This is a genomic window from Microbacterium sp. APC 3901 (assembly GCF_030407765.1).
Taxonomy (GTDB): Bacteria; Actinomycetota; Actinomycetes; order Actinomycetales; family Microbacteriaceae; genus Microbacterium.
The window spans coordinates 56,702-73,040 of sequence record NZ_JASDCU010000013.1; the positions used below are offsets into that span (position 1 = coordinate 56,702).

General features: G+C 67.1%; 19 protein-coding genes and 2 tRNA genes. 9 read left to right on the forward strand and 12 right to left on the reverse strand.

The window, feature by feature from the left end; genetic code table 11:
- Positions 1–65 precede the first annotated feature (65 nt).
- Both QMA07_RS13010 and QMA07_RS13015 read left to right on the forward strand, forming a co-directional pair.
- A tRNA-Ile gene (locus QMA07_RS13010) sits at positions 66–139 on the forward strand.
- 25 nt (positions 140–164) lie between these two features.
- A tRNA-Ala gene (locus tag QMA07_RS13015) sits at positions 165–237 on the forward strand.
- A 170-nt stretch (positions 238–407) separates the two neighbouring features.
- On the opposite strand, the gene QMA07_RS13020 is transcribed toward QMA07_RS13015, so the two are convergent.
- Positions 408–749, reverse strand: coding sequence for a hypothetical protein (locus QMA07_RS13020; RefSeq protein WP_290162527.1), 342 nt, complete (start codon positions 747–749; stop codon positions 408–410).
- 152 nt (positions 750–901) lie between these two features.
- Here QMA07_RS13020 and QMA07_RS13025 point away from each other — a divergent pair, with 152 nt between their 5' ends.
- Entirely contained in the window at positions 902–1,183 is a 282-nt protein-coding gene (locus tag QMA07_RS13025; protein WP_290162529.1) for a hypothetical protein, read from the forward strand.
- 6 nt (positions 1,184–1,189) lie between these two features.
- Here the strand turns inward: QMA07_RS13025 and QMA07_RS13030 are convergent, their stop codons facing one another.
- From QMA07_RS13030 to QMA07_RS13040, 3 genes are read right to left on the reverse strand one after another with little or no spacing between them, the layout of a single operon-like run.
- Complete coding sequence (locus QMA07_RS13030) at positions 1,190–1,705, reverse strand: DUF3253 domain-containing protein (RefSeq protein WP_290162531.1); 516 nt, start codon at positions 1,703–1,705, stop codon at positions 1,190–1,192.
- A 49-nt stretch (positions 1,706–1,754) separates the two neighbouring features.
- Complete coding sequence (locus QMA07_RS13035) at positions 1,755–2,870, reverse strand: Xaa-Pro peptidase family protein (protein ID WP_290162533.1); 1,116 nt, start codon at positions 2,868–2,870, stop codon at positions 1,755–1,757.
- A 43-nt stretch (positions 2,871–2,913) separates the two neighbouring features.
- Positions 2,914–3,363 carry a DUF1801 domain-containing protein gene (locus QMA07_RS13040; protein WP_290162535.1) on the reverse strand — a complete coding sequence of 150 codons (450 nt, stop codon included), beginning with the start codon at positions 3,361–3,363 and terminating at the stop codon, positions 2,914–2,916.
- Between the two features lie 183 nt (positions 3,364–3,546).
- Between QMA07_RS13040 and QMA07_RS13045 the strand changes: the two genes are divergently transcribed.
- Positions 3,547–3,969 carry an NUDIX domain-containing protein gene (locus QMA07_RS13045; RefSeq protein WP_290162537.1) on the forward strand — a complete coding sequence of 141 codons (423 nt, stop codon included), beginning with the start codon at positions 3,547–3,549 and terminating at the stop codon, positions 3,967–3,969.
- 1 nt (position 3,970) lies between these two features.
- On the opposite strand, the gene QMA07_RS13050 is transcribed toward QMA07_RS13045, so the two are convergent.
- A complete protein-coding gene (locus tag QMA07_RS13050) occupies positions 3,971–4,432 on the reverse strand; it encodes a YbaK/EbsC family protein (RefSeq protein ID WP_290162634.1) in 462 nt (153 codons plus the stop codon).
- A 50-nt stretch (positions 4,433–4,482) separates the two neighbouring features.
- A complete protein-coding gene (locus QMA07_RS13055) occupies positions 4,483–4,983 on the reverse strand; it encodes a hypothetical protein (protein WP_042541033.1) in 501 nt (166 codons plus the stop codon).
- 145 nt (positions 4,984–5,128) lie between these two features.
- Here QMA07_RS13055 and QMA07_RS13060 point away from each other — a divergent pair, with 145 nt between their 5' ends.
- Positions 5,129–5,686, forward strand: a complete 558-nt coding sequence (locus tag QMA07_RS13060) for a peptidylprolyl isomerase (RefSeq protein ID WP_053098262.1) — start codon at positions 5,129–5,131, stop codon at positions 5,684–5,686.
- Between the two features lie 21 nt (positions 5,687–5,707).
- On the forward strand, positions 5,708–6,610 hold the full coding sequence (locus QMA07_RS13065; protein WP_290162543.1) for a rhomboid family intramembrane serine protease: 903 nt from the start codon (positions 5,708–5,710) through the stop codon (positions 6,608–6,610).
- 159 nt (positions 6,611–6,769) lie between these two features.
- On the opposite strand, the gene QMA07_RS13070 is transcribed toward QMA07_RS13065, so the two are convergent.
- On the reverse strand, positions 6,770–7,009 hold the full coding sequence (locus QMA07_RS13070; RefSeq protein ID WP_042541028.1) for a cell division protein CrgA: 240 nt from the start codon (positions 7,007–7,009) through the stop codon (positions 6,770–6,772).
- 86 nt (positions 7,010–7,095) lie between these two features.
- Between QMA07_RS13070 and QMA07_RS13075 the strand changes: the two genes are divergently transcribed.
- From QMA07_RS13075 to QMA07_RS13085, 3 genes are read left to right on the forward strand one after another with little or no spacing between them, the layout of a single operon-like run.
- On the forward strand, positions 7,096–7,890 hold the full coding sequence (locus QMA07_RS13075) for a class E sortase (RefSeq protein WP_290162544.1): 795 nt from the start codon (positions 7,096–7,098) through the stop codon (positions 7,888–7,890).
- A 21-nt stretch (positions 7,891–7,911) separates the two neighbouring features.
- Positions 7,912–8,067, forward strand: a complete 156-nt coding sequence (locus QMA07_RS13080) for a hypothetical protein (protein ID WP_290162545.1) — start codon at positions 7,912–7,914, stop codon at positions 8,065–8,067.
- On the forward strand, positions 8,064–8,723 hold the full coding sequence (locus QMA07_RS13085) for a gamma-glutamyl-gamma-aminobutyrate hydrolase family protein (RefSeq protein ID WP_290162547.1): 660 nt from the start codon (positions 8,064–8,066) through the stop codon (positions 8,721–8,723). The genes QMA07_RS13080 and QMA07_RS13085 overlap by 4 nt, the downstream gene beginning before the upstream one ends.
- On the opposite strand, the gene pknB is transcribed toward QMA07_RS13085, so the two are convergent.
- The 5 genes from pknB to QMA07_RS13110 are packed head-to-tail and all read right to left on the reverse strand — an operon-like array spanning position 8,702 to position 16,335.
- A complete protein-coding gene (gene pknB, locus QMA07_RS13090; RefSeq protein ID WP_290162549.1) occupies positions 8,702–10,396 on the reverse strand; it encodes a Stk1 family PASTA domain-containing Ser/Thr kinase in 1,695 nt (564 codons plus the stop codon). The genes QMA07_RS13085 and pknB overlap by 22 nt on opposite strands.
- A gap of 54 nt (positions 10,397–10,450) precedes the next feature.
- The gene (locus QMA07_RS13095; protein WP_290162551.1) at positions 10,451–12,205 is read right to left on the reverse strand and encodes a protein kinase; all 1,755 of its coding nucleotides are present in this window, start codon (positions 12,203–12,205) and stop codon (positions 10,451–10,453) included.
- The gene (locus tag QMA07_RS13100; RefSeq protein WP_290162553.1) at positions 12,202–13,656 is read right to left on the reverse strand and encodes a penicillin-binding transpeptidase domain-containing protein; all 1,455 of its coding nucleotides are present in this window, start codon (positions 13,654–13,656) and stop codon (positions 12,202–12,204) included. The genes QMA07_RS13095 and QMA07_RS13100 overlap by 4 nt, the downstream gene beginning before the upstream one ends.
- 1 nt (position 13,657) lies before the next feature.
- The gene (locus QMA07_RS13105) at positions 13,658–15,043 is read right to left on the reverse strand and encodes an FtsW/RodA/SpoVE family cell cycle protein (RefSeq protein WP_290162555.1); all 1,386 of its coding nucleotides are present in this window, start codon (positions 15,041–15,043) and stop codon (positions 13,658–13,660) included.
- Positions 15,040–16,335, reverse strand: coding sequence for a PP2C family serine/threonine-protein phosphatase (locus tag QMA07_RS13110; RefSeq protein WP_290162557.1), 1,296 nt, complete (start codon positions 16,333–16,335; stop codon positions 15,040–15,042). Before QMA07_RS13110 ends, QMA07_RS13105 begins: the two co-directional genes overlap by 4 nt.
- Positions 16,336–16,339 lie beyond the last annotated feature (4 nt).

Genomic DNA, 16,339 nt, shown 5'->3' on the forward strand with positions numbered 1-16,339 from the left:
CGCGCCGATGCCCCGCCCTCGATTGGGTATTTCCAGGAATCTCCGGTAAAGTTTCGGAGGTTGACGGGCCCATAGCTCAGGCGGTTAGAGCGCTTCACTGATAATGAAGAGGTCCCAGGTTCAAGTCCTGGTGGGCCCACTCCTCAACTCAATAATTCCCTCACGGGGCCTTAGCTCAGTTGGTAGAGCGCCTGCTTTGCAAGCAGGATGTCAGGAGTTCGAATCTCCTAGGCTCCACACTGTGTTGAGACAGTTCGAGAAGGCCCCGCCACGTGCGGGGCCTTCTCGTTTCTCGCTACGCACGTGCTTCCGGATCGACTCGCCCGCATTCCTCCACAGGTGTTAACAACCCTGTTAACAACTCCGCGAATCCGCTCCGCCTCCCGAGGACGACGAGGAGCGACCGCCTAGATCCCGGACTGCTTGACCCTGCCGCAGTTCTTGCAGACCCGATACCCCATGGTGCCCGGGGCACCGCACTGCGAGCACGGCATCGAGGTGAGTTCCATGAACCTTTCCATGGCGCGCTCGGCAGCCCGCGCCGCGAGCCACCACCAGAGCGCCGTCCAGGCGAGGAACCAGAGGATGAAAAGCAGCGTTCCCCAGAGATTGGTCGTGAAGAACCCCGCAAGGATGCTGACGATGATCACGAGGGCGGTGAAGACGGTGGAAGCAAGAGCGAGTAGACGTAGCACTGTGGACTCTCTGTTCTGGTGGATGTCCGCGTTCACGACCACCATAGTCGACATATGTGACTCTATGCAGTCACATGACTGCAGATGAGCGACGTTCGGCGATCGGTGACCCGCGATGATGCATTGCACGGCCGGGCCCCTCTCAGGAGTCCGTCTAGTTATCAACCCCCCTTCACACTTCTTGCGCGAGCCCGTAGCGTGCTCGCATGAGTGACAGGGAGACGATGGTCCAGACCGAGATAGTCTTCGACGGCTCGCGGTTCCTGCTTGCGCAGGACCAGGACGTCGACGAGCTGCGACGACGCATCGAGGCGGCGACGAAGACCGGGGGGACCTTCGTCGACATGGTCGTGGTGGGCAACAGGGCGATCAGTGTTCTCATCACGCCGAGCACGCAGGTGACGATCAGCGTCTCCAGCGTCGCCTACGACCCGCGCGACACCGGTGACGTCGACTTCCCGTACAGCGGGTACTACGACGCGCTCTGACTGCGGTCAGAGCTCGGGGCCGCGCACGATCCTCACCGGACCCCTGGCTTCACGGATGCTCACGGGATCGCCCTTCTGAGTGACCACGATCTCTCCGCGATCCGCCAGCTCTGCCGCGACGCGCCTGACGTCGGGCATCAGAGGACGCCAGGTCTCACCGCCCACCGTGCGGGCGACGTCGCTCGGACAGATCGACGATTCAGATCGTCGTCGGACGAGCGCACGCAGTGCCGCTGCGATCCGCTCGTCGAAGGCCCCGCCGCCACGTTCCTCCCACCATGGTGATCCGCGTTCACCGAGGGCCGTCTTCGCATCCTGCACTCGGCGTCGCGCGTCGGCATCCCCGGCCTTCACGCCTCTGCGTGCCGCCATCAGCTCGTCGACGAGTTCCCGACGGAACGTCTCCGGTATGGATGGGTCCGTAGCCCGCCACTTGCGCCCGTCGATCATGACGTGATGGCCGTCGGCCGTCTTCTGCGGGCCGGCGGCGTGGTCGGTGCGGTCGCGCTCTGCGGATGCCATGGGGAGAGTCTCGGGCAGCCTTAAGCGCTGACAAAGGGGCTTGACCCCGTCAGACAGCGCGCAGCTCGTGGGGTGCGACGTTCAGTCGCTCGCATCCGTCCGCTGTCACGACCACGATGTCCTCGATGCGCGCACCCCAGTCGCCCGCGAAGTAGATGCCGGGTTCGATGCTGAAGGCCATGCCCTCGCGCAGCACCAGATCGTTGCCCGGCGCGATGTAGGGCTCCTCGTGCACCGAGATCCCGATCCCATGACCGGTGCGATGCAGGAAGGCCTCTGCGAGCCCTGCCTCGGCCAGCACAGACCGCGCTGCGGCGTCGACCTCCTCGGCCGTCACCCCGGGGCGGACGGCGTCGACGGCGGCCTGCTGAGCACGCACGAGCACGGCGATGCGATCGGCAGCGTCGGGGTCGGGCGTTCCGACCACGTAGGTGCGGGTGCTGTCGGAGTTGTAGCCGCTGGGCACCGCTCCCCCGATGTCGACGACCACGATCTCCCCGTCGCCGATCACTCGGTCCGACACCTCGTGGTGGGGGTCGGCGCCGTGGGGACCCGAGCCGACGATGACGAACTCGACGGTGCGGTGCCCCTGGGCGATGATCGCCTCGGCGATGTCTGCCGCCACCTCACGCTCCGTGCGACCTGCGCGCAGCCACTCGGGCACGCGACGGTGCACGGCATCGATCGCCGCACCGGCGAGGCGCAGCTCGGCGACCTCGGCGGCGTCTTTGATCATGCGACCCTCGCGCAGCACCGGCGTCGCGAGCTCGGCGCGCACGTCCATCCGCTCGGCCAGCGGAATGACGTGCAGTGCCGGCAGTGCGTCGGAGACACCCAGCCTCGTGACGGAGCCGAGAACCTCGGCCACGAGGTCGTAGGGGTTCTCTCCGTCGACCCAGTCGGAGACCGCGAGTCCGAGCTGCCCCACCGCGGTGGTCCTGACCTTCGCCAGCTCCATCCGCGGCACGATGATCGTGGGAGCGATCCCGGGTCCGAGCACGAGTGCTGTGAGGCGTTCGATCGTGTCGCCCTCGACGCCGACCAGGTAGTGCAGGTCGGGCCCGGGGCCGACGACCACCCCGTCGAGACCGGCCTCCGCGGCGAGAGACGCTGCGCGCTCGAGTCGGTCGGCGTACACGGAGGCGGGGAACGGCAGTGTGCTCACGGCATCCACGCTACTGCTCGGTCCCCGGCGAGGGAACGGCGACTCAGCTGACGGCGAGGCGGATGCGCTCGGTGAGCAGCTTGCGGTTCGCAGCGGTGAGGTCGAGCAGCGCGTAGGCGGTCGGCCACATCGTGCCGTCGTCGAGGTTCGAGATGGGTTCGAAGCCGAAGGTGCCGTAGCGCACCTTGAACTTGCTCGCAGGCTGGAAGAAGCAGAGCACCTTGCCGTCCTTGCCCCACGCCGGCATGCCGTAGTACGTGCGCGGCATCAGCTCGGGAGCGACCTCGGTGACGAGGGCGTGCAGCGCCAGGGACAACTCGCGATCCTTGTCGTCCGGCAGCTTCGCCACCGCCGCCTCGAGATCTGCAACCCCCTCTGCTCGCACCTCCTCGGGGCTCTTCTTCGCCCGAGAGCGTGACTTGCGCTTGTCGGCCGCGGCCTCCTTCATGGCCTCGCGTTCCTCGGCGCTGAAGTTCTTGTCGTCGTCAGCCATGACGGGTTCCTTTCTCGGTGTGACCTGCGATGAACTCAGAATACGGATGCCGCGGCGGCTGTGCTTCTCGATTCCTGATCGACACGATCGACCGTCGGGGCCGCTGATCGACACGATCGACCGTCGGGGCCGCGGATCGACACACAGCGGTCGACCTCGATGCGCGGCGGCTAGGGTGAGTGCATGGACATGCGGGTCGCGGCGTACGCGGTCGTCACCGATGACGACGGACGCATACTTCTGGCGCGCTGGACGGAGGGTCGTCGCGTCGCGTGGACCATGCCCGGCGGTGGTCTCGAGGCGGGTGAGGCACCCGAGGACGCCGTGCGACGGGAGCTTCGTGAGGAGACCGGCTACACCGTCAAGGTCGGGGAGCTGCTCGGCATCCACTCGAGAGTGATCCCTGCCGGCCAGCGCGTGAATGAGTCAGACCAGCCTCTGCACACACTGCGCATCGTCTATCGCGCATCGGTGACAGGCGGCAAGCTGACCTTCGAGGCCGATGGCTCGACCGACATGGCGGAGTGGTTCCCCCTCAGGGCAGTGCGGGACCTGCAGAGAGTGAAGCTGGTCGACATCTCACTGCGGATGGCCGGCATCCTCTGAGTCAGCCGCGCGCCTCTTCGGGAACGGAGATGTCGGCGACCGTGGCGCCGTAGGCGGCGATGAGGTCGTCCGCATCCACGAAGAGGCTGTACCCGTGGGAACCGGCTCCCATGGCGATTCGCTGTCCGACGATCGACTCGTCGGCGAACACCGGCCACTCGGTCGTGCTGCCGATGGGCACGATGGTGCCGCGCTCGTACCCGGTCGCCGCGAGGGCGAGCTCCGGCTCTGGCAGGCGCAGTTTGTTCACGCCGACCACGGCCCTCAGCTTGGGCCACGAGATCGACCTGCCGCCGGGAACCAGCGCGAACAGGAAGGTGTCGTCCGAGCGCTTGACGACGAGGGTCTTGACGATGCCGGAGGGAAGGATGCCGAGCAGTTCCGCAGCTTCGACGAGGCTGCGGGCGGCCGGCCGTTCACGGATCTCGATGTCGAGGCCGCGTGCGGCTGCGGCATCCCTCACCCGGGCATGCAGATCCCCCGGCTCAGAGGCCGGGGGCTCCGATGTCGAGGTCACGCGTCAGGTGCAGAGAGCGGGTCGTCGGCGACCCAGAGCTCGTCGTCCGCGCGCAGTGCCTGCCAGGCGGCGTAGAGAACACCGGCTGCTGCCGCGACTCCGAGGATCAGCGCGATGATCGAGCCGACGCCGGGGCCCTTCGGTTCGGGCTTGGTGGCCTTCCGGACCTTGCGCACGACACCCTCGCGCTTGGCGTTCGCCACGTCCCACGCGGTGAGCGCGGTTCCGACGACTCCGCCGACGATCGGGACGACCTTGTCATCCACGACGTGGTGGCCGAATCGCACGCCACGGTCGACGACCGGAGCGACGCGACGGTTGTAGGTGTCCTGCACGACAGGACCGACCTGCTCGCGGCCGAAGTGGCCGAGCTGGCGTCCGGCCTCACGGGCGACGTCGGCGGCGTGGCCGACCAGGACCTGCTGGTTCTCCCAGAGCTGGTTGGCGTCGTTCTGAAGACGACGCAGCTCCTTCTTCCGCTTGCGGCTGATGCTCACGATGCTCTCCTGTCGATTGGAGTACGGATTCCCCATCTTGCCACGCGACCCTGGATGGGGCGAGGGAATCGCCGAACCCTTGCGCCGAAGGGCGAACAGCGCTAGACGCGGGCCAACTCATGGGAAGCTCTGCGAGAATGGACGCATGGCTCACGCTTCTCATGTCGCAACCCTGCACACCAACCACGGTGACATCGTCATCAACCTCTTCGGCGATCACGCTCCGAAGACGGTCAAGAACTTCGTCGGCCTCGCCGACGGCACCCAGGAGTGGACGCACCCCGCAACCGGCAAGCCGGGCGAGGGTGCTCTCTACAAGGACGTCATCTTCCACCGGATCATCCCGAACTTCATGATCCAGGGCGGCGACCCGCTCGGACAGGGCGTCGGCGGTCCCGGCTACAACTTCGACGACGAGATCAACATGGAGCTCAACTTCAACGAGCCCTACATCCTCGCCATGGCGAACGCCGGTCTGCGTCGCAACGCCATCACCGGCAAGGCCGAGGGCACCAACGGCTCGCAGTTCTTCATCACGACCGACCCCACCCCCTGGCTGCAGGGCAAGCACACGATCTTCGGCGAGGTCGCCGATGACGCCTCCAAGGCTGTCGTCGACGCGATCGCCGCAGTCCCGACGGCCGCGGGTGACCGCCCCATCGAGCCCGTCGTGCTGCAGTCGATCGACATCGTCGCGGCCTGACGCCGACGCTGGCCGATCCGGATGACCACGCCTGAGTTCGCGGACAACCGCGACAACTTCTGCTACCGGCATCCGGATCGGCAGAGCTTCGTGCTCTGCCAGCGGTGCCTGCGCACGATCTGCCCCGAGTGCCAGACGCAGGCACCCGTCGGAGTGATCTGCCCCGAATGCATGGCGGAGCAGCGCAAGAACCGCAGTCCCGCCCAGAAGCGCGCGGAGCGCCGCTGGGGCGGCCGCAACACCGCCACCGCCACCGTGCGCAGCGGCAAGCCGATCGTCACCTACGCGCTGCTCGCGGTGACGTCGTTCATCGGGCTCCTTCAGCTGATCCCCGGGATGGGCCAGGCGATCACCGGTCAGCTCCTCTTCGCAGCCGGCTATCTGTATCCGGACCTGTCGCTCATGCCGTTCGAGCCGTGGCGACTTCTCACGGCCGTCTTCGTGCACGGAGGATTCCTGCATCTCGCTCTCAACATGCTCGCGCTGTGGATGCTGGGGCAGAGCCTCGAGCCGATGCTGGGTCGGGTCCGCTTCCTCGCGCTGTATCTGATCAGCGGTCTCGGAGGCTCTGTCGCCGTCGCAGTGCTCGCGCCCGGGACCGCCACGGTCGGCGCATCCGGGGCGATCTTCGGTCTGATGGCGGCGCTGCTCATCATCGGTAGACACATCGGCGCGAACGTGACGGGCATCCTCGTGATCCTCGGCATCAACTTCGTCGTCGGATTCGTGTTCTCTCAGAACATCGCCTGGCAGGCGCACCTTGGTGGGGCGATCGTGGGAGCGCTGATCGCGTTCATCCTCACCAGAACCCGCAGACGAGAGCAGCGCACGCTGCAGATCCTGCTTCTCGCGGCAGTGGTCGTGGCCCTCGTCCTGATCGTCGTATTCCTGCCGCCTTTCCTGATCACGACGGTTTACTCCTGATCACGAGTTGTTAACAGGGTTGTCAACCATTGTGAATAACATGGGTGTAATTCTCCCCAGGGTGGGGATAACCTGTGGATAACTCTCGGTGGTCCAGAACGAAGAAGGCCCCTCTCGCCGGAGCGAGAGGGGCCTTCTTCGAAGAGGGAGCGGCAGGCGTCAGCGCCAGCGAGTGGTCATCAGGAAGCCGATCAGGGCGATGCCCAGGCCGATCGCCAGGTTCCAGTTGTCGAGACCCGGGATCGGGAACTGCATGCCCGAGATGTAGAACACGAGAATCCACACCAGACCGAGGAGCATGAAGCCGACCATCACCGGCTTGAACCACACGGCGTTGGGTGCGGCTTCGCCTTCGCTGCGCGGAGCTTCGGGTTCTTCGGTCTTGCGGTCGCGTGCCATTCCCACAGTGTACCCAAGAGTGCCATTACGCGCGGAAAAGCAAGGCCCGAGGGCTGGTGTCCAGGTCTGGCGGATAAGATCTGGCCATGACTGCATCCGTCGTCTCGGGGGAGCGACGTGCACACCGCCGTCGCCCCCGATCGCGCGCGACCTTCACGAGCGTGCTCGGCGAGCTGCTGCTCACGGGCGGCGTGCTCGTGCTTCTCTTCGTGGCCTGGCAGATGTGGATCGGCGACATCATCATCGCCGCGCAGAAGAACGACGAAGGCGCGGCGATGTCTCAGACTCTTGCCGAGGCGCCGGCACCCGAGCCCCCGCCCCTGATCGAGGAGGAGGACGGCACGACCTATTACGAGCCCGTGATCCCCGCCGCGCCCGCAGACGCGCAATGGTTCGCACAGATGCAGGTCCCGCGCTTCGGTTCCGAGTACAACGTCGGGATCTACGGGGGCACGAGCCGCGCGCGCACTCTCGACGACCTCGGAATCGGCGTGTACACCGACTCGAAGATGCCCGGAGAGGTCGGCAACTTCGCGATGGCCGGGCACCGCACCACCTGGGGCAAGCCCTTCAACCAGCTCGACAAGCTCCAGGTCGGCGATGCGATCGTCGTCGAGACCCCGGACGGATGGTTCACCTACCGTTTCCGCACGCTCGAGTACGTCAAGCCGACCCAGACTGACGTGCTGCTCGATGTCCCGCAGATGCCCGGAGTCGAGACCGGCGAGAAGTACATCACGCTGACCGCCTGCTCTCCGCTGTATTCACTGGCCGAGCGCATCGTGGCGTACGGGGTGTTCGAGAGCTTCCAACCACGCGCCGAAGGCCCACCCCAGGCCCTCACCGACCCACCGCCTCCGCCGGCTGCGCCGTCGATCTAGCCGAACGGAACGAGACACATCATGTATGCCGCCCTCTGGCGCCTGCTGCCCGGTCCGTGGTGGCTGAAGCTCTTCTTCGTTCTCGTGCTCATCGCTGCGGTGCTCTACGGCCTGTTCTGGTTCGTGTTCCCCTGGGTGAGCCCCTTGATCACCCCGGGCGAGGTCGATCTCGAATGACCCGCGTGCTCGTCGTGGACAACCACGACAGCTTCGTGCACACCCTCGTCGGTTACCTGCGGGAGCTCGGCGCTGACATCAGGCTGATCGAAGCGGATGCCACCGATGCCGCCCAGCTCGAGGGGATGCTGCCCGAGTTCGATGCGGTGCTCCTCTCGCCCGGACCGGGCGCCCCAGCCGATGCCGGGGTCTCGATCGACGCCGTGCGTCTCGCCGCGCGGATGCGGATGCCGCTCCTCGGCGTCTGCCTCGGGCATCAGGTGATCGGCGCGGCATTCGGCACCGCCGTGTCGGAGGCGCCCGAGCTCATGCACGGCATGGTGTCGCCGGTCACGCATGACGGCTCGGCTCTCTTCTCCGGCATCCCTTCGCCGTTCGACGCGGGCAGGTATCACTCCCTGGCCCTCGACGAGGCGGAGCTGCCACCCGACGTGGTCGTCACCGCACGCACCGACAGCGGCACCGTGATGGCCCTGGCACACACCCGGCTGCCGATCGTCGGGGTGCAGTTCCACCCCGAGAGCGTGCTCACCGAAGGCGGCTACCGTCTGCTCGCCAACTGGCTCGAACTCTGCGGTGACGCCGACGCAGTGGCGCTGTCATCGGACCTGCACCCGCTGGGGAGCGAGACGGGTCAGTCGGCGGCGACGCAGTAGCGCAGCTCGACGGTCGATCCGATCGCGACATCGCCCGGCGCAGCCGACATCGACGACACGGTCGGGGGCTCCGTCGGCGTGCAGTCGATCAGCTCGACCGGGCTCGGCGTGAGACCGATGCGCTCGAGCTCGGCCTGCGCGGCATCCATCGTCCACCCTGTGACGTCGGTGAGGGTCACGCGTCCGCTGGCGACCACGAGATTCACGACCGTCTGCGGCGCGACTTCGCTCTCGGCCGCCTCACTCGCCTCCATCACCGTCTCTGCCGCCAGGCCCTTGTCGTTGCGCTGGATCACCGTGCCGAGTTCGAGACCCGCCGCCGCGAGAGCATCCTTCGCGGCCGTCAACGACAGACCCTCGAGAATCGGGACCATCACGGTCTCCTTGCCCGACGACACGTAGAGGGTGACGGAGTCACCCTCGCTGACGGCTGTGCCGCTCTCGGGGTCAGTGCGGATCACGTTGCCCTCGACGATGTCGTTGCTCGACTCGAGCACGAGCTTGGACGTCAGATCGAGCTCGCCGAGATCGTCCTGTGCGCGCTCGGAGGAGACGTTGACGAGATCAGGCACGACGCGAGCGCTCGACGGAACATCGTCCGGGCGCATGCTGAGCGTCCACACCCAGAACAGCACGGATGCCAGGAGCACCGCGAGCAGCGCGACGCCTGCCCAGATCCACGCGACGGGCGGACCCGACTGTGTGCGAGCCATGGTCGTGTCGGTGCTCAGCTGTCGCAGGGATCGGGCGGTCTCCTGTGCGGCGCGCGGGCTCGGACCGTAGAGCTCGCTGGTGAGCGCTCCGAGTTCCTTGCGGCTCGGCGCATGACCGGAGACCGCGGAATCGAGCGCTGCGCGGAAGTGCGCAGCATCCGGGTACCGCTGGTACGGGTCTTTCGCGAGCGCGCGCAGGACGATCGGGTCGAGCGCGCCGGGGGAGTCCTCGTTCACCTCGGTCGGAGGAACGGGGGTCTCGCTCACGTGCTGGTAGGCGACCGCGACCGGTGACTCGCCGCGGAACGGCTGACGACCGGTGAGCAGTTCGTAGAGCACGACGCCCGTGGAGTACAGGTCCGCCCTGGCGTCGACCGGCTCGCCCTTCGCCTGCTCGGGCGAGAAGTACGCGGCGGTGCCGATGATCTGCGTGGTCTCGGCGACGGTCGACGATGAGTCGGACACGGCTCGGGCGATGCCGAAGTCCATGACCTTGACCTGGCCCTTGTCGGTGACCATGACGTTGCCCGGCTTGATGTCGCGGTGCACCACACCCGCGCGGTGCGAGTAGTCGAGCGCCTCGAGGATGCCGTCGACATAGCGCACGGCGTCGTCGACCGGCACCGGCCCCTTCGCGATGATGTCCTTCAGCAGGGTTCCGCTGATCAGCTCCATGATGATGTACGGAGGCTCATCGGTGCTGCTGTCGGTGGTCGACGGGTCGCCGGCGTCATAGACGCGGACGATCGACGGGTGCGACATGCGTGACGCCGACTGCGCCTCGAGTCGGAAGCGCGTGCGGAACGCGTTGTCGCGCGCGAGCTCGGGGTCGAGGATCTTGATCGCCACGGCGCGGCCGAGCGTCAGGTCGTACCCGCGGTACACCTTGGCCATGCCACCGTGCCCGATGAGCTCGTCTACGCGGTAGCGACCCGCGAGAACTCGTGGCTCTGTCGACACGTACTGACCCCCTGATACGACCTTGTGGATGCTCTAGCCTACGGCGCGAGCGGCTTACTCGCCTGAGTCGCCGCCGTCTGCGTCGCCCTCACCGGGATCCGGTGCGGCAGGCAGGATGGCGACGCCCGGCATGGCATCCGACTGCTCGGACGGCATGTCGCTTCCGCAGAACACGCGGAACGTGGCGGTGATCGTCTGTCCGGCCGTGCCGGGGATGATCTGCGTCGAGAGGACGCTCGGACCGAAGCTGCGGATGGACTCGCCCGAGTTGCCGCCCGAGAAGGTCGCGTTGGTGAGCGTGACCTCGAAGGCGGACCGCGCCGGGGTGCCGGACGGGCACTCGAAGCTCGGCCAGTTGAGCGTGACGGGCTCGCCCTCGGTGGCGGTGCCGGCGATGGTCGGGGTGCCCGAGGGCTTGCCCACCTTCACCTGCTCCTTGAAGGTCGTCAGCGTGATGGCCGTACCCTCGGGGACGTTCCCACCCGGCTGGACGGATTCGACGGTTCCGACCTGATTCGCGCTCGGAGCGACGGTGTTGCCCACCGCGCACTCGGCCTGCAGCCCGGCGTTGACCGCCGCGGCCTGCGCAGCCTCGCACTGCATTCCGACGAGGCCGAGAGCATCGACGTCGACCAGTTCGGGCTCGGGCGTCTCGGTCTCGCTGGGAGTCGGCTTGGGCGTCTGCGAGGTGGTCTCGGACTGAGTCGGCGCGGGTTCGGGGTCACCCGGGTTCATCAGCGCGAACACGGTCCCGCCGAGCACGACCACGAGCAGCGCGATCAGAGCGATGAGCGGCCAGGTCCACGGGCTGCGCTTCTTCTTCGTCTTCTCGACATCGTCATCGGCCTGCTCGCCCGTGGGCAGCTGTGCCGTGGTGGGGAGGATGCGAGTCGTGCCGTCATCGCCCGATGCGGTGAGCAGTCGGGTGGCGTCGTCGGAGGCCACGCCGCCGGTCGCGATGGCCGGAACAGCGATCGCCGCAGAGTTCAGGTCTCCTCGGCGCAGTGCCTGCGCGGCGCGTGCCACCGTCGCGGACGACGAGGGCCGGTCGGCCGGCTTCTTGGCGATCATCGCCATGACGAGGTTCTGCACGGGGATCGGCACGGTCGGCGGCAGCGGCGGAGGCTGCTCGTTGATCTGCGCCATCGCGATCGCGACCTGCGACTCGCCCGTGAAGGGGCGCTTCCCTGCGAGGCACTCGTACGCGACGATGCCGAGCGAGTACGTGTCGGTGGCCGGCGATGCCGGGTGCCCGGAGGCCTGCTCGGGCGAGAGGTACTGCACGGTGCCCATGACCTGGCCGGTGGCCGTCAGCGGGACCTGGTCGGCGATGCGCGCGATGCCGAAGTCGGTGATCTTGACGCGGCCGTCGGGCGTGATCAGCAGGTTTCCCGGCTTGATGTCGCGGTGCACGAGACCGGCCGCGTGGGCGGCCTGCAGAGCGGATGCCGTCTGCGCGACGATGTCGAGGGTCTTGTCGGCGCTCAGCGCGCCGTCGCGCTCGAGCACGGTCGAGAGAGCCTCGCCGGGCACGAGCTCCATGACGAGGTAGGCGCTGCCGTTCTCCTCGCCGTAGTCGAAGACGCTCGCGATGCCCTCGTGATTGACGAGTGCGGCATGGCGCGCCTCAGCGCGGAACCGCTCGAGGAACCCGGGGTCCCCCATGTACTCGTCCTTGAGGATCTTGATGGCCACGGTGCGGCCGATGACGTGATCCGTCGCCTCCCACACCTCGCCCATGCCGCCGATCGCAATACGCGACTGCAGCTCGTAGCGACCACCGAACGACACACCCTGCGTCGGTCTCATCTGCCCAGCACCGCCTCTATGACCTTCTTCGCAATCGGAGCGGCGATGGTGTCGCCGGATCCTGACTGCCCTTGTCCACCGCCGTCTTCGACGAGGACCGCTACTGCCACTTCCGGGTCGTCCGCCGGTGCGAAACCGGTGAACCACAACGTGTAGGGCTTGTTACCGTTCTCGGTCGTGCCTGTCTTTCCAGCCACATCGACCCCGTCTATTCTTGCACCCTGCGCAGCGCCGTTCGAGACGCTGGCGACCATCGACGCCGCGACCTGCTCGGCGGTCGTCGCATCGGTGGCCTGGCCGAACTGCGAGTCGTCGTACGAACGGATGACCGAGAGGTCGTTGCCGATCACCGTATCGATCAGACGGGGGTTCATGACGACGCCGTCGTTCGCGATCCCGGCCGCCACCATCGCGATCTGCAGCGGTGTGGCGGTGACCTGTCCCTGTCCGAATCCGGTGAGCGCGGTCTGCGCGTCGTCGAGCGCCCGCGGGTAGCTCGAGGGCGTCGATTCCAGCGGTGTCGAGAAGCTCTGGTTGAAGCCGAACTTCTCGGCCGTCTCTCGGATCGCGTCGTCGCCGAGCTCGACCGCGAGCTCGGCCATCGGGATGTTGCAGCTGAGGCGGATGGCTTCGGCGATGGTGACCGTGTCACCGCTGCCGCACGTGCCGCCCCAGGCGTTGGCGACCGTGTTCGTGGAACCCGGGAGTGTGTATCGCGCGGGGTTCGGGAGCGTCGAGTCGGGCGTCCAGTTGCCCGACTCATAGGCTGCAGCCGCCACGACGAGCTTGAACGTCGAGCCAGGAGGGTTGAGGTCGCCGGCGATCGCCCGATTCGAGAGCGGCTTCGTCGGGTCCTCGTCGAGCTGATCGTAGGTCGCGTTCGCGGCATCCGCGTCATGGGTCGCGAGCAGGTTCGTGTCGAAGCCGGGCGTCGACACCATGGCGAGAATGCGCCCGGTCTTCGGCTCGATCGCGACGACGGCGCCGTTGAGCCCCTGCAGTCCCTCGTAGGCCGCTCGCTGCGCAGCGGTGTCGAGAGTCAGCTCCACACTGAATCCGCTCTGCGGCTGCCCCGAGAGGATCCGCTCGATCTCTGCGAAGAACGCGCTCGAGCCGGTGCCGGAGAGGTCGGAGTTCATCGCCCGCTCGATTCCCGTCGCCGACTGCAGAGCGGGGTTGAAGTACCCGGTGACAGGCGCCCACATCGCGGCATCCGTGTAGACGCGCTGGAACTGGTAGCGATCGTCAGAGGCCGTCGAGGAGGCGATCGCCACGTCGTCGACGATGATCGATCCTCGTTGGATCTCGTAGCTGTCGAGCAGCGTGCGCCTGTTGTTCGGGTTCTGCCCGAGCGAATCGGCCTCGACGACCTGGATCCAGCTGGTCGCCGCGAACAGCGACAGGAACATGAACAGCATCACGATGCTGAGACGGCGGAGTTCTTTCGTCATGTCAGCCGATCACCGCCCTGGGTTGGCTGCGGACACCGTCGGAGATGCGCAGCAGGATCGCGACGATGAGCCAGTTGGCCACGAGCGACGAGCCGCCGGCGGCGAGGAACGGGGTGGTCAGACCGGTGAGCGGGATGAGCCGGGTCACACCGCCGACCATGATGAACACCTGCAGTGCGATGGTGAACGAGAGGCCGATCGCGAGCAGCTTGCCGAAGTCGTCCTGACCGGCGAGCCCGATGCGCACGCCGCGGCTGACGAACACCATGTAGAGGCAGAGGATGGCGAACAGCCCGATCAGACCGATCTCCTCACCCAGGCTGGTGATGATGTAGTCGCTGTGTGCGAGCGGGGTGACCTCGGGGCGACCCTGACCCCATCCGGTGCCGAGCAGACCGCCGTGCGCGAGACCGAACAAGCCCTGCATGGGCTGGAATCCCGCGACGTCCGGGTCGACCTTCTCGGAGTCGAAGAGGAACAGCCAGTTCGTGAAGCGACCCTGCACGTAGCTGAGGATCTGCGTGGCGACGGCGACTCCCGCGGCGACCAGGCCGAGGCCGATCAGCACCCAGCTGGTCTTGCCGGTGGCGACGTAGAGCATCGCGACGAACATGCCGAAGATGAGGGTTCCGGTGCCGAGGTCGCGCTGGATCACGATGATTCCGAGCGAGATCGCCCACACGACGAGCACGGGTCCGAGCTCGCGCATGCGCGGCCAGGTGATGCCGAGGAACTTCGTGCCCACCGAAGTGAGGCTCTCGCGGGTGCGCACCAGGTAGCCGGCGAAGAAGATGGCGAGGCAGATCTTGGCGAGCTCGCCCGGCTGGAAGGCGAACATGCCACCGAGCGACACCCACACCTGGGCGTTCGCGTCGGGGATGCGCAGGCCGGGCACGAACGGCAGCAGCAGCAGCAGGATTCCGGAGAGGCCGAAGATGTAGGTGTAGCGGAACAGCACCCGGTAGTTGCGCAGCAGGATGATGGTGGCGATCGCACCCGCGAGCGAGATCGCGGTCCACGCGAGCTGCTTCGTCGAGTACGCGTTCCACCCGGTCAGTGATTCGGCTATGTCGATGCGGTAGATCATCGCGATGCCGAGGCCCGTGAGCAGGGTGGCGATCGGCAGGATGAAGGGATCGGCTGCGGATGCCACGGCGCGCAGAACGAAGTGCACCGCGAACGCCAGGACGGCGAGTCCGCCGCCGATCGCGAGGATCATCGGGTCGATCAGGCCGAGGGCTCCGAGCTGCACGAGGGTCAGAGACGCGCCGCTGATCGCGACGGCGAACAGCAGCAGCCAGAACTCGCGGTTGCGCTGCGTCTGCGGCATCCGCATCTTCTTGAGGGCCTTGATGACGCTCGTGTCGGCCGTGACGTCGGCGGTCATCCCGCATCCTCCGTGGGCGTCGCGGTGGGCGCGGGAGTCGGCAGGGGAGTCTCGCCGGTCACGCGGTCGGCTCCGGCCTGAAGCCGCGTGACGATCGCCTCGGCATCGGAGAAGGAACGGGCGGTGATCGTGCGTTCGACGGAATCGCGCTGGTACGGCGGCAGGTTCGCGAGCAGGATGTCGGTGTCGCGCAGCGGTGTCGACAGTGTGATCGGGCCGATGTTCTGCTGCACGCCCTGATAGATCACGACACTGTCTTCGTCGGCGCCGACGAAGTAGCGGGTCTGGGTCCAGCTGTAGGCCGCGAAGGCGGCGAACACCAGCATTGCGACGACCACCAGCATCCCGGCGATCCACCCGAGCCGGCGACGCTTGGCGCGTCGGCGGTCTTCTTCGATGAGCTCCTCGAGGTACTCGGGGGCCGGCTCGAAGTGGCTGGGCTCGTTCGCCGCCTGCCGGACAGGATGCAGCCAGTTGCCGCGCGGTGCGCGCACGGGCGGCACGGTGATGTTGGCGGGGTTCGATGCCGACCCGACGATCGTCGCGGTGCCGGAGTGCATGGCGTGCTGTCCGCCGACCTCGACGAGGACGATCGTCACGTTGTCGGGCGCGCCGCCGTCGAGCGCCTGCTTCAGCAGATTGTCGGCCGTGCGCCCCGGTGCCATGCCCATGCGCATCGCCTTGAGGATGTGCGCCTCGTCGACGACACCCGAAAGTCCGTCGGAGCACAGCAGCCAGCGGTCGCCCGGCTGGGTGTGCATGACGAACATGTCGAGCTCGGGGTCGGCGTCCATGTCGCTGAGCACGCGCATGAGCACCGAACGACGCGGGTGATAGCGCGCCTCTTCGGGGGTGATGCGACCCGAGTCGACGAGCCGCTGCACGAAGGTGTGGTCGGCCGTGATCTGGGTGACCGCGTCGTCGCGGTAGAGGTAGATGCGCGAATCCCCGATGTGGCCGATGACCGCGTAGTCGTCGACCATGATGATCGCGCTGAGCGTGGTGCCGAGGCCGGCGAGCTCGGGGCGATCCTTGGCGGCACGGATCAGGTCGCCGGCTGCGGTCGTCGCGGCGGCCTGAAGGGAGGCCTGGGCGTCTTCGACCGAGGTGTAGGGGTGATCGAGAGGCTCGAGCCGGTGGATCGCGATGCTCGAGGCGACGTCGCCGCCCGCGTGGCCGCCCATGCCGTCGGCGACGACGAACAGGTTCGCCCCGGAGTATCCGGAGTCCTGGTTGTTGGAGCGGACCTTCCCGGTGTGGGAGATCGCGGCGCTCGAGCCTTCGAAGACCATGCCG

Coding starts and splice junctions, on each gene's coding strand:
- QMA07_RS13110 (WP_290162557.1), bottom strand. CDS start 16,335: ATGGTCTTCGAAGGCTCGAGCGCCGCGATCTCCCACACCGGGAAGGTC.
- QMA07_RS13095 (WP_290162551.1), bottom strand. CDS start 12,205: ATGAGACCGACGCAGGGTGTGTCGTTCGGTGGTCGCTACGAGCTGCAG.
- QMA07_RS13070 (WP_042541028.1), bottom strand. CDS start 7,009: ATGGCACGCGACCGCAAGACCGAAGAACCCGAAGCTCCGCGCAGCGAA.
- QMA07_RS13085 (WP_290162547.1), top strand. CDS start 8,064: ATGACCCGCGTGCTCGTCGTGGACAACCACGACAGCTTCGTGCACACC.
- QMA07_RS13080 (WP_290162545.1), top strand. CDS start 7,912: ATGTATGCCGCCCTCTGGCGCCTGCTGCCCGGTCCGTGGTGGCTGAAG.
- QMA07_RS13040 (WP_290162535.1), bottom strand. CDS start 3,363: ATGGCTGACGACGACAAGAACTTCAGCGCCGAGGAACGCGAGGCCATG.
- QMA07_RS13060 (WP_053098262.1), top strand. CDS start 5,129: ATGGCTCACGCTTCTCATGTCGCAACCCTGCACACCAACCACGGTGAC.
- QMA07_RS13025 (WP_290162529.1), top strand. CDS start 902: ATGAGTGACAGGGAGACGATGGTCCAGACCGAGATAGTCTTCGACGGC.
- QMA07_RS13030 (WP_290162531.1), bottom strand. CDS start 1,705: ATGGCATCCGCAGAGCGCGACCGCACCGACCACGCCGCCGGCCCGCAG.
- QMA07_RS13105 (WP_290162555.1), bottom strand. CDS start 15,043: ATGACCGCCGACGTCACGGCCGACACGAGCGTCATCAAGGCCCTCAAG.
- QMA07_RS13020 (WP_290162527.1), bottom strand. CDS start 749: ATGTCGACTATGGTGGTCGTGAACGCGGACATCCACCAGAACAGAGAG.
- QMA07_RS13075 (WP_290162544.1), top strand. CDS start 7,096: ATGACTGCATCCGTCGTCTCGGGGGAGCGACGTGCACACCGCCGTCGC.
- QMA07_RS13045 (WP_290162537.1), top strand. CDS start 3,547: ATGGACATGCGGGTCGCGGCGTACGCGGTCGTCACCGATGACGACGGA.
- QMA07_RS13065 (WP_290162543.1), top strand. CDS start 5,708: ATGACCACGCCTGAGTTCGCGGACAACCGCGACAACTTCTGCTACCGG.
- QMA07_RS13100 (WP_290162553.1), bottom strand. CDS start 13,656: ATGACGAAAGAACTCCGCCGTCTCAGCATCGTGATGCTGTTCATGTTC.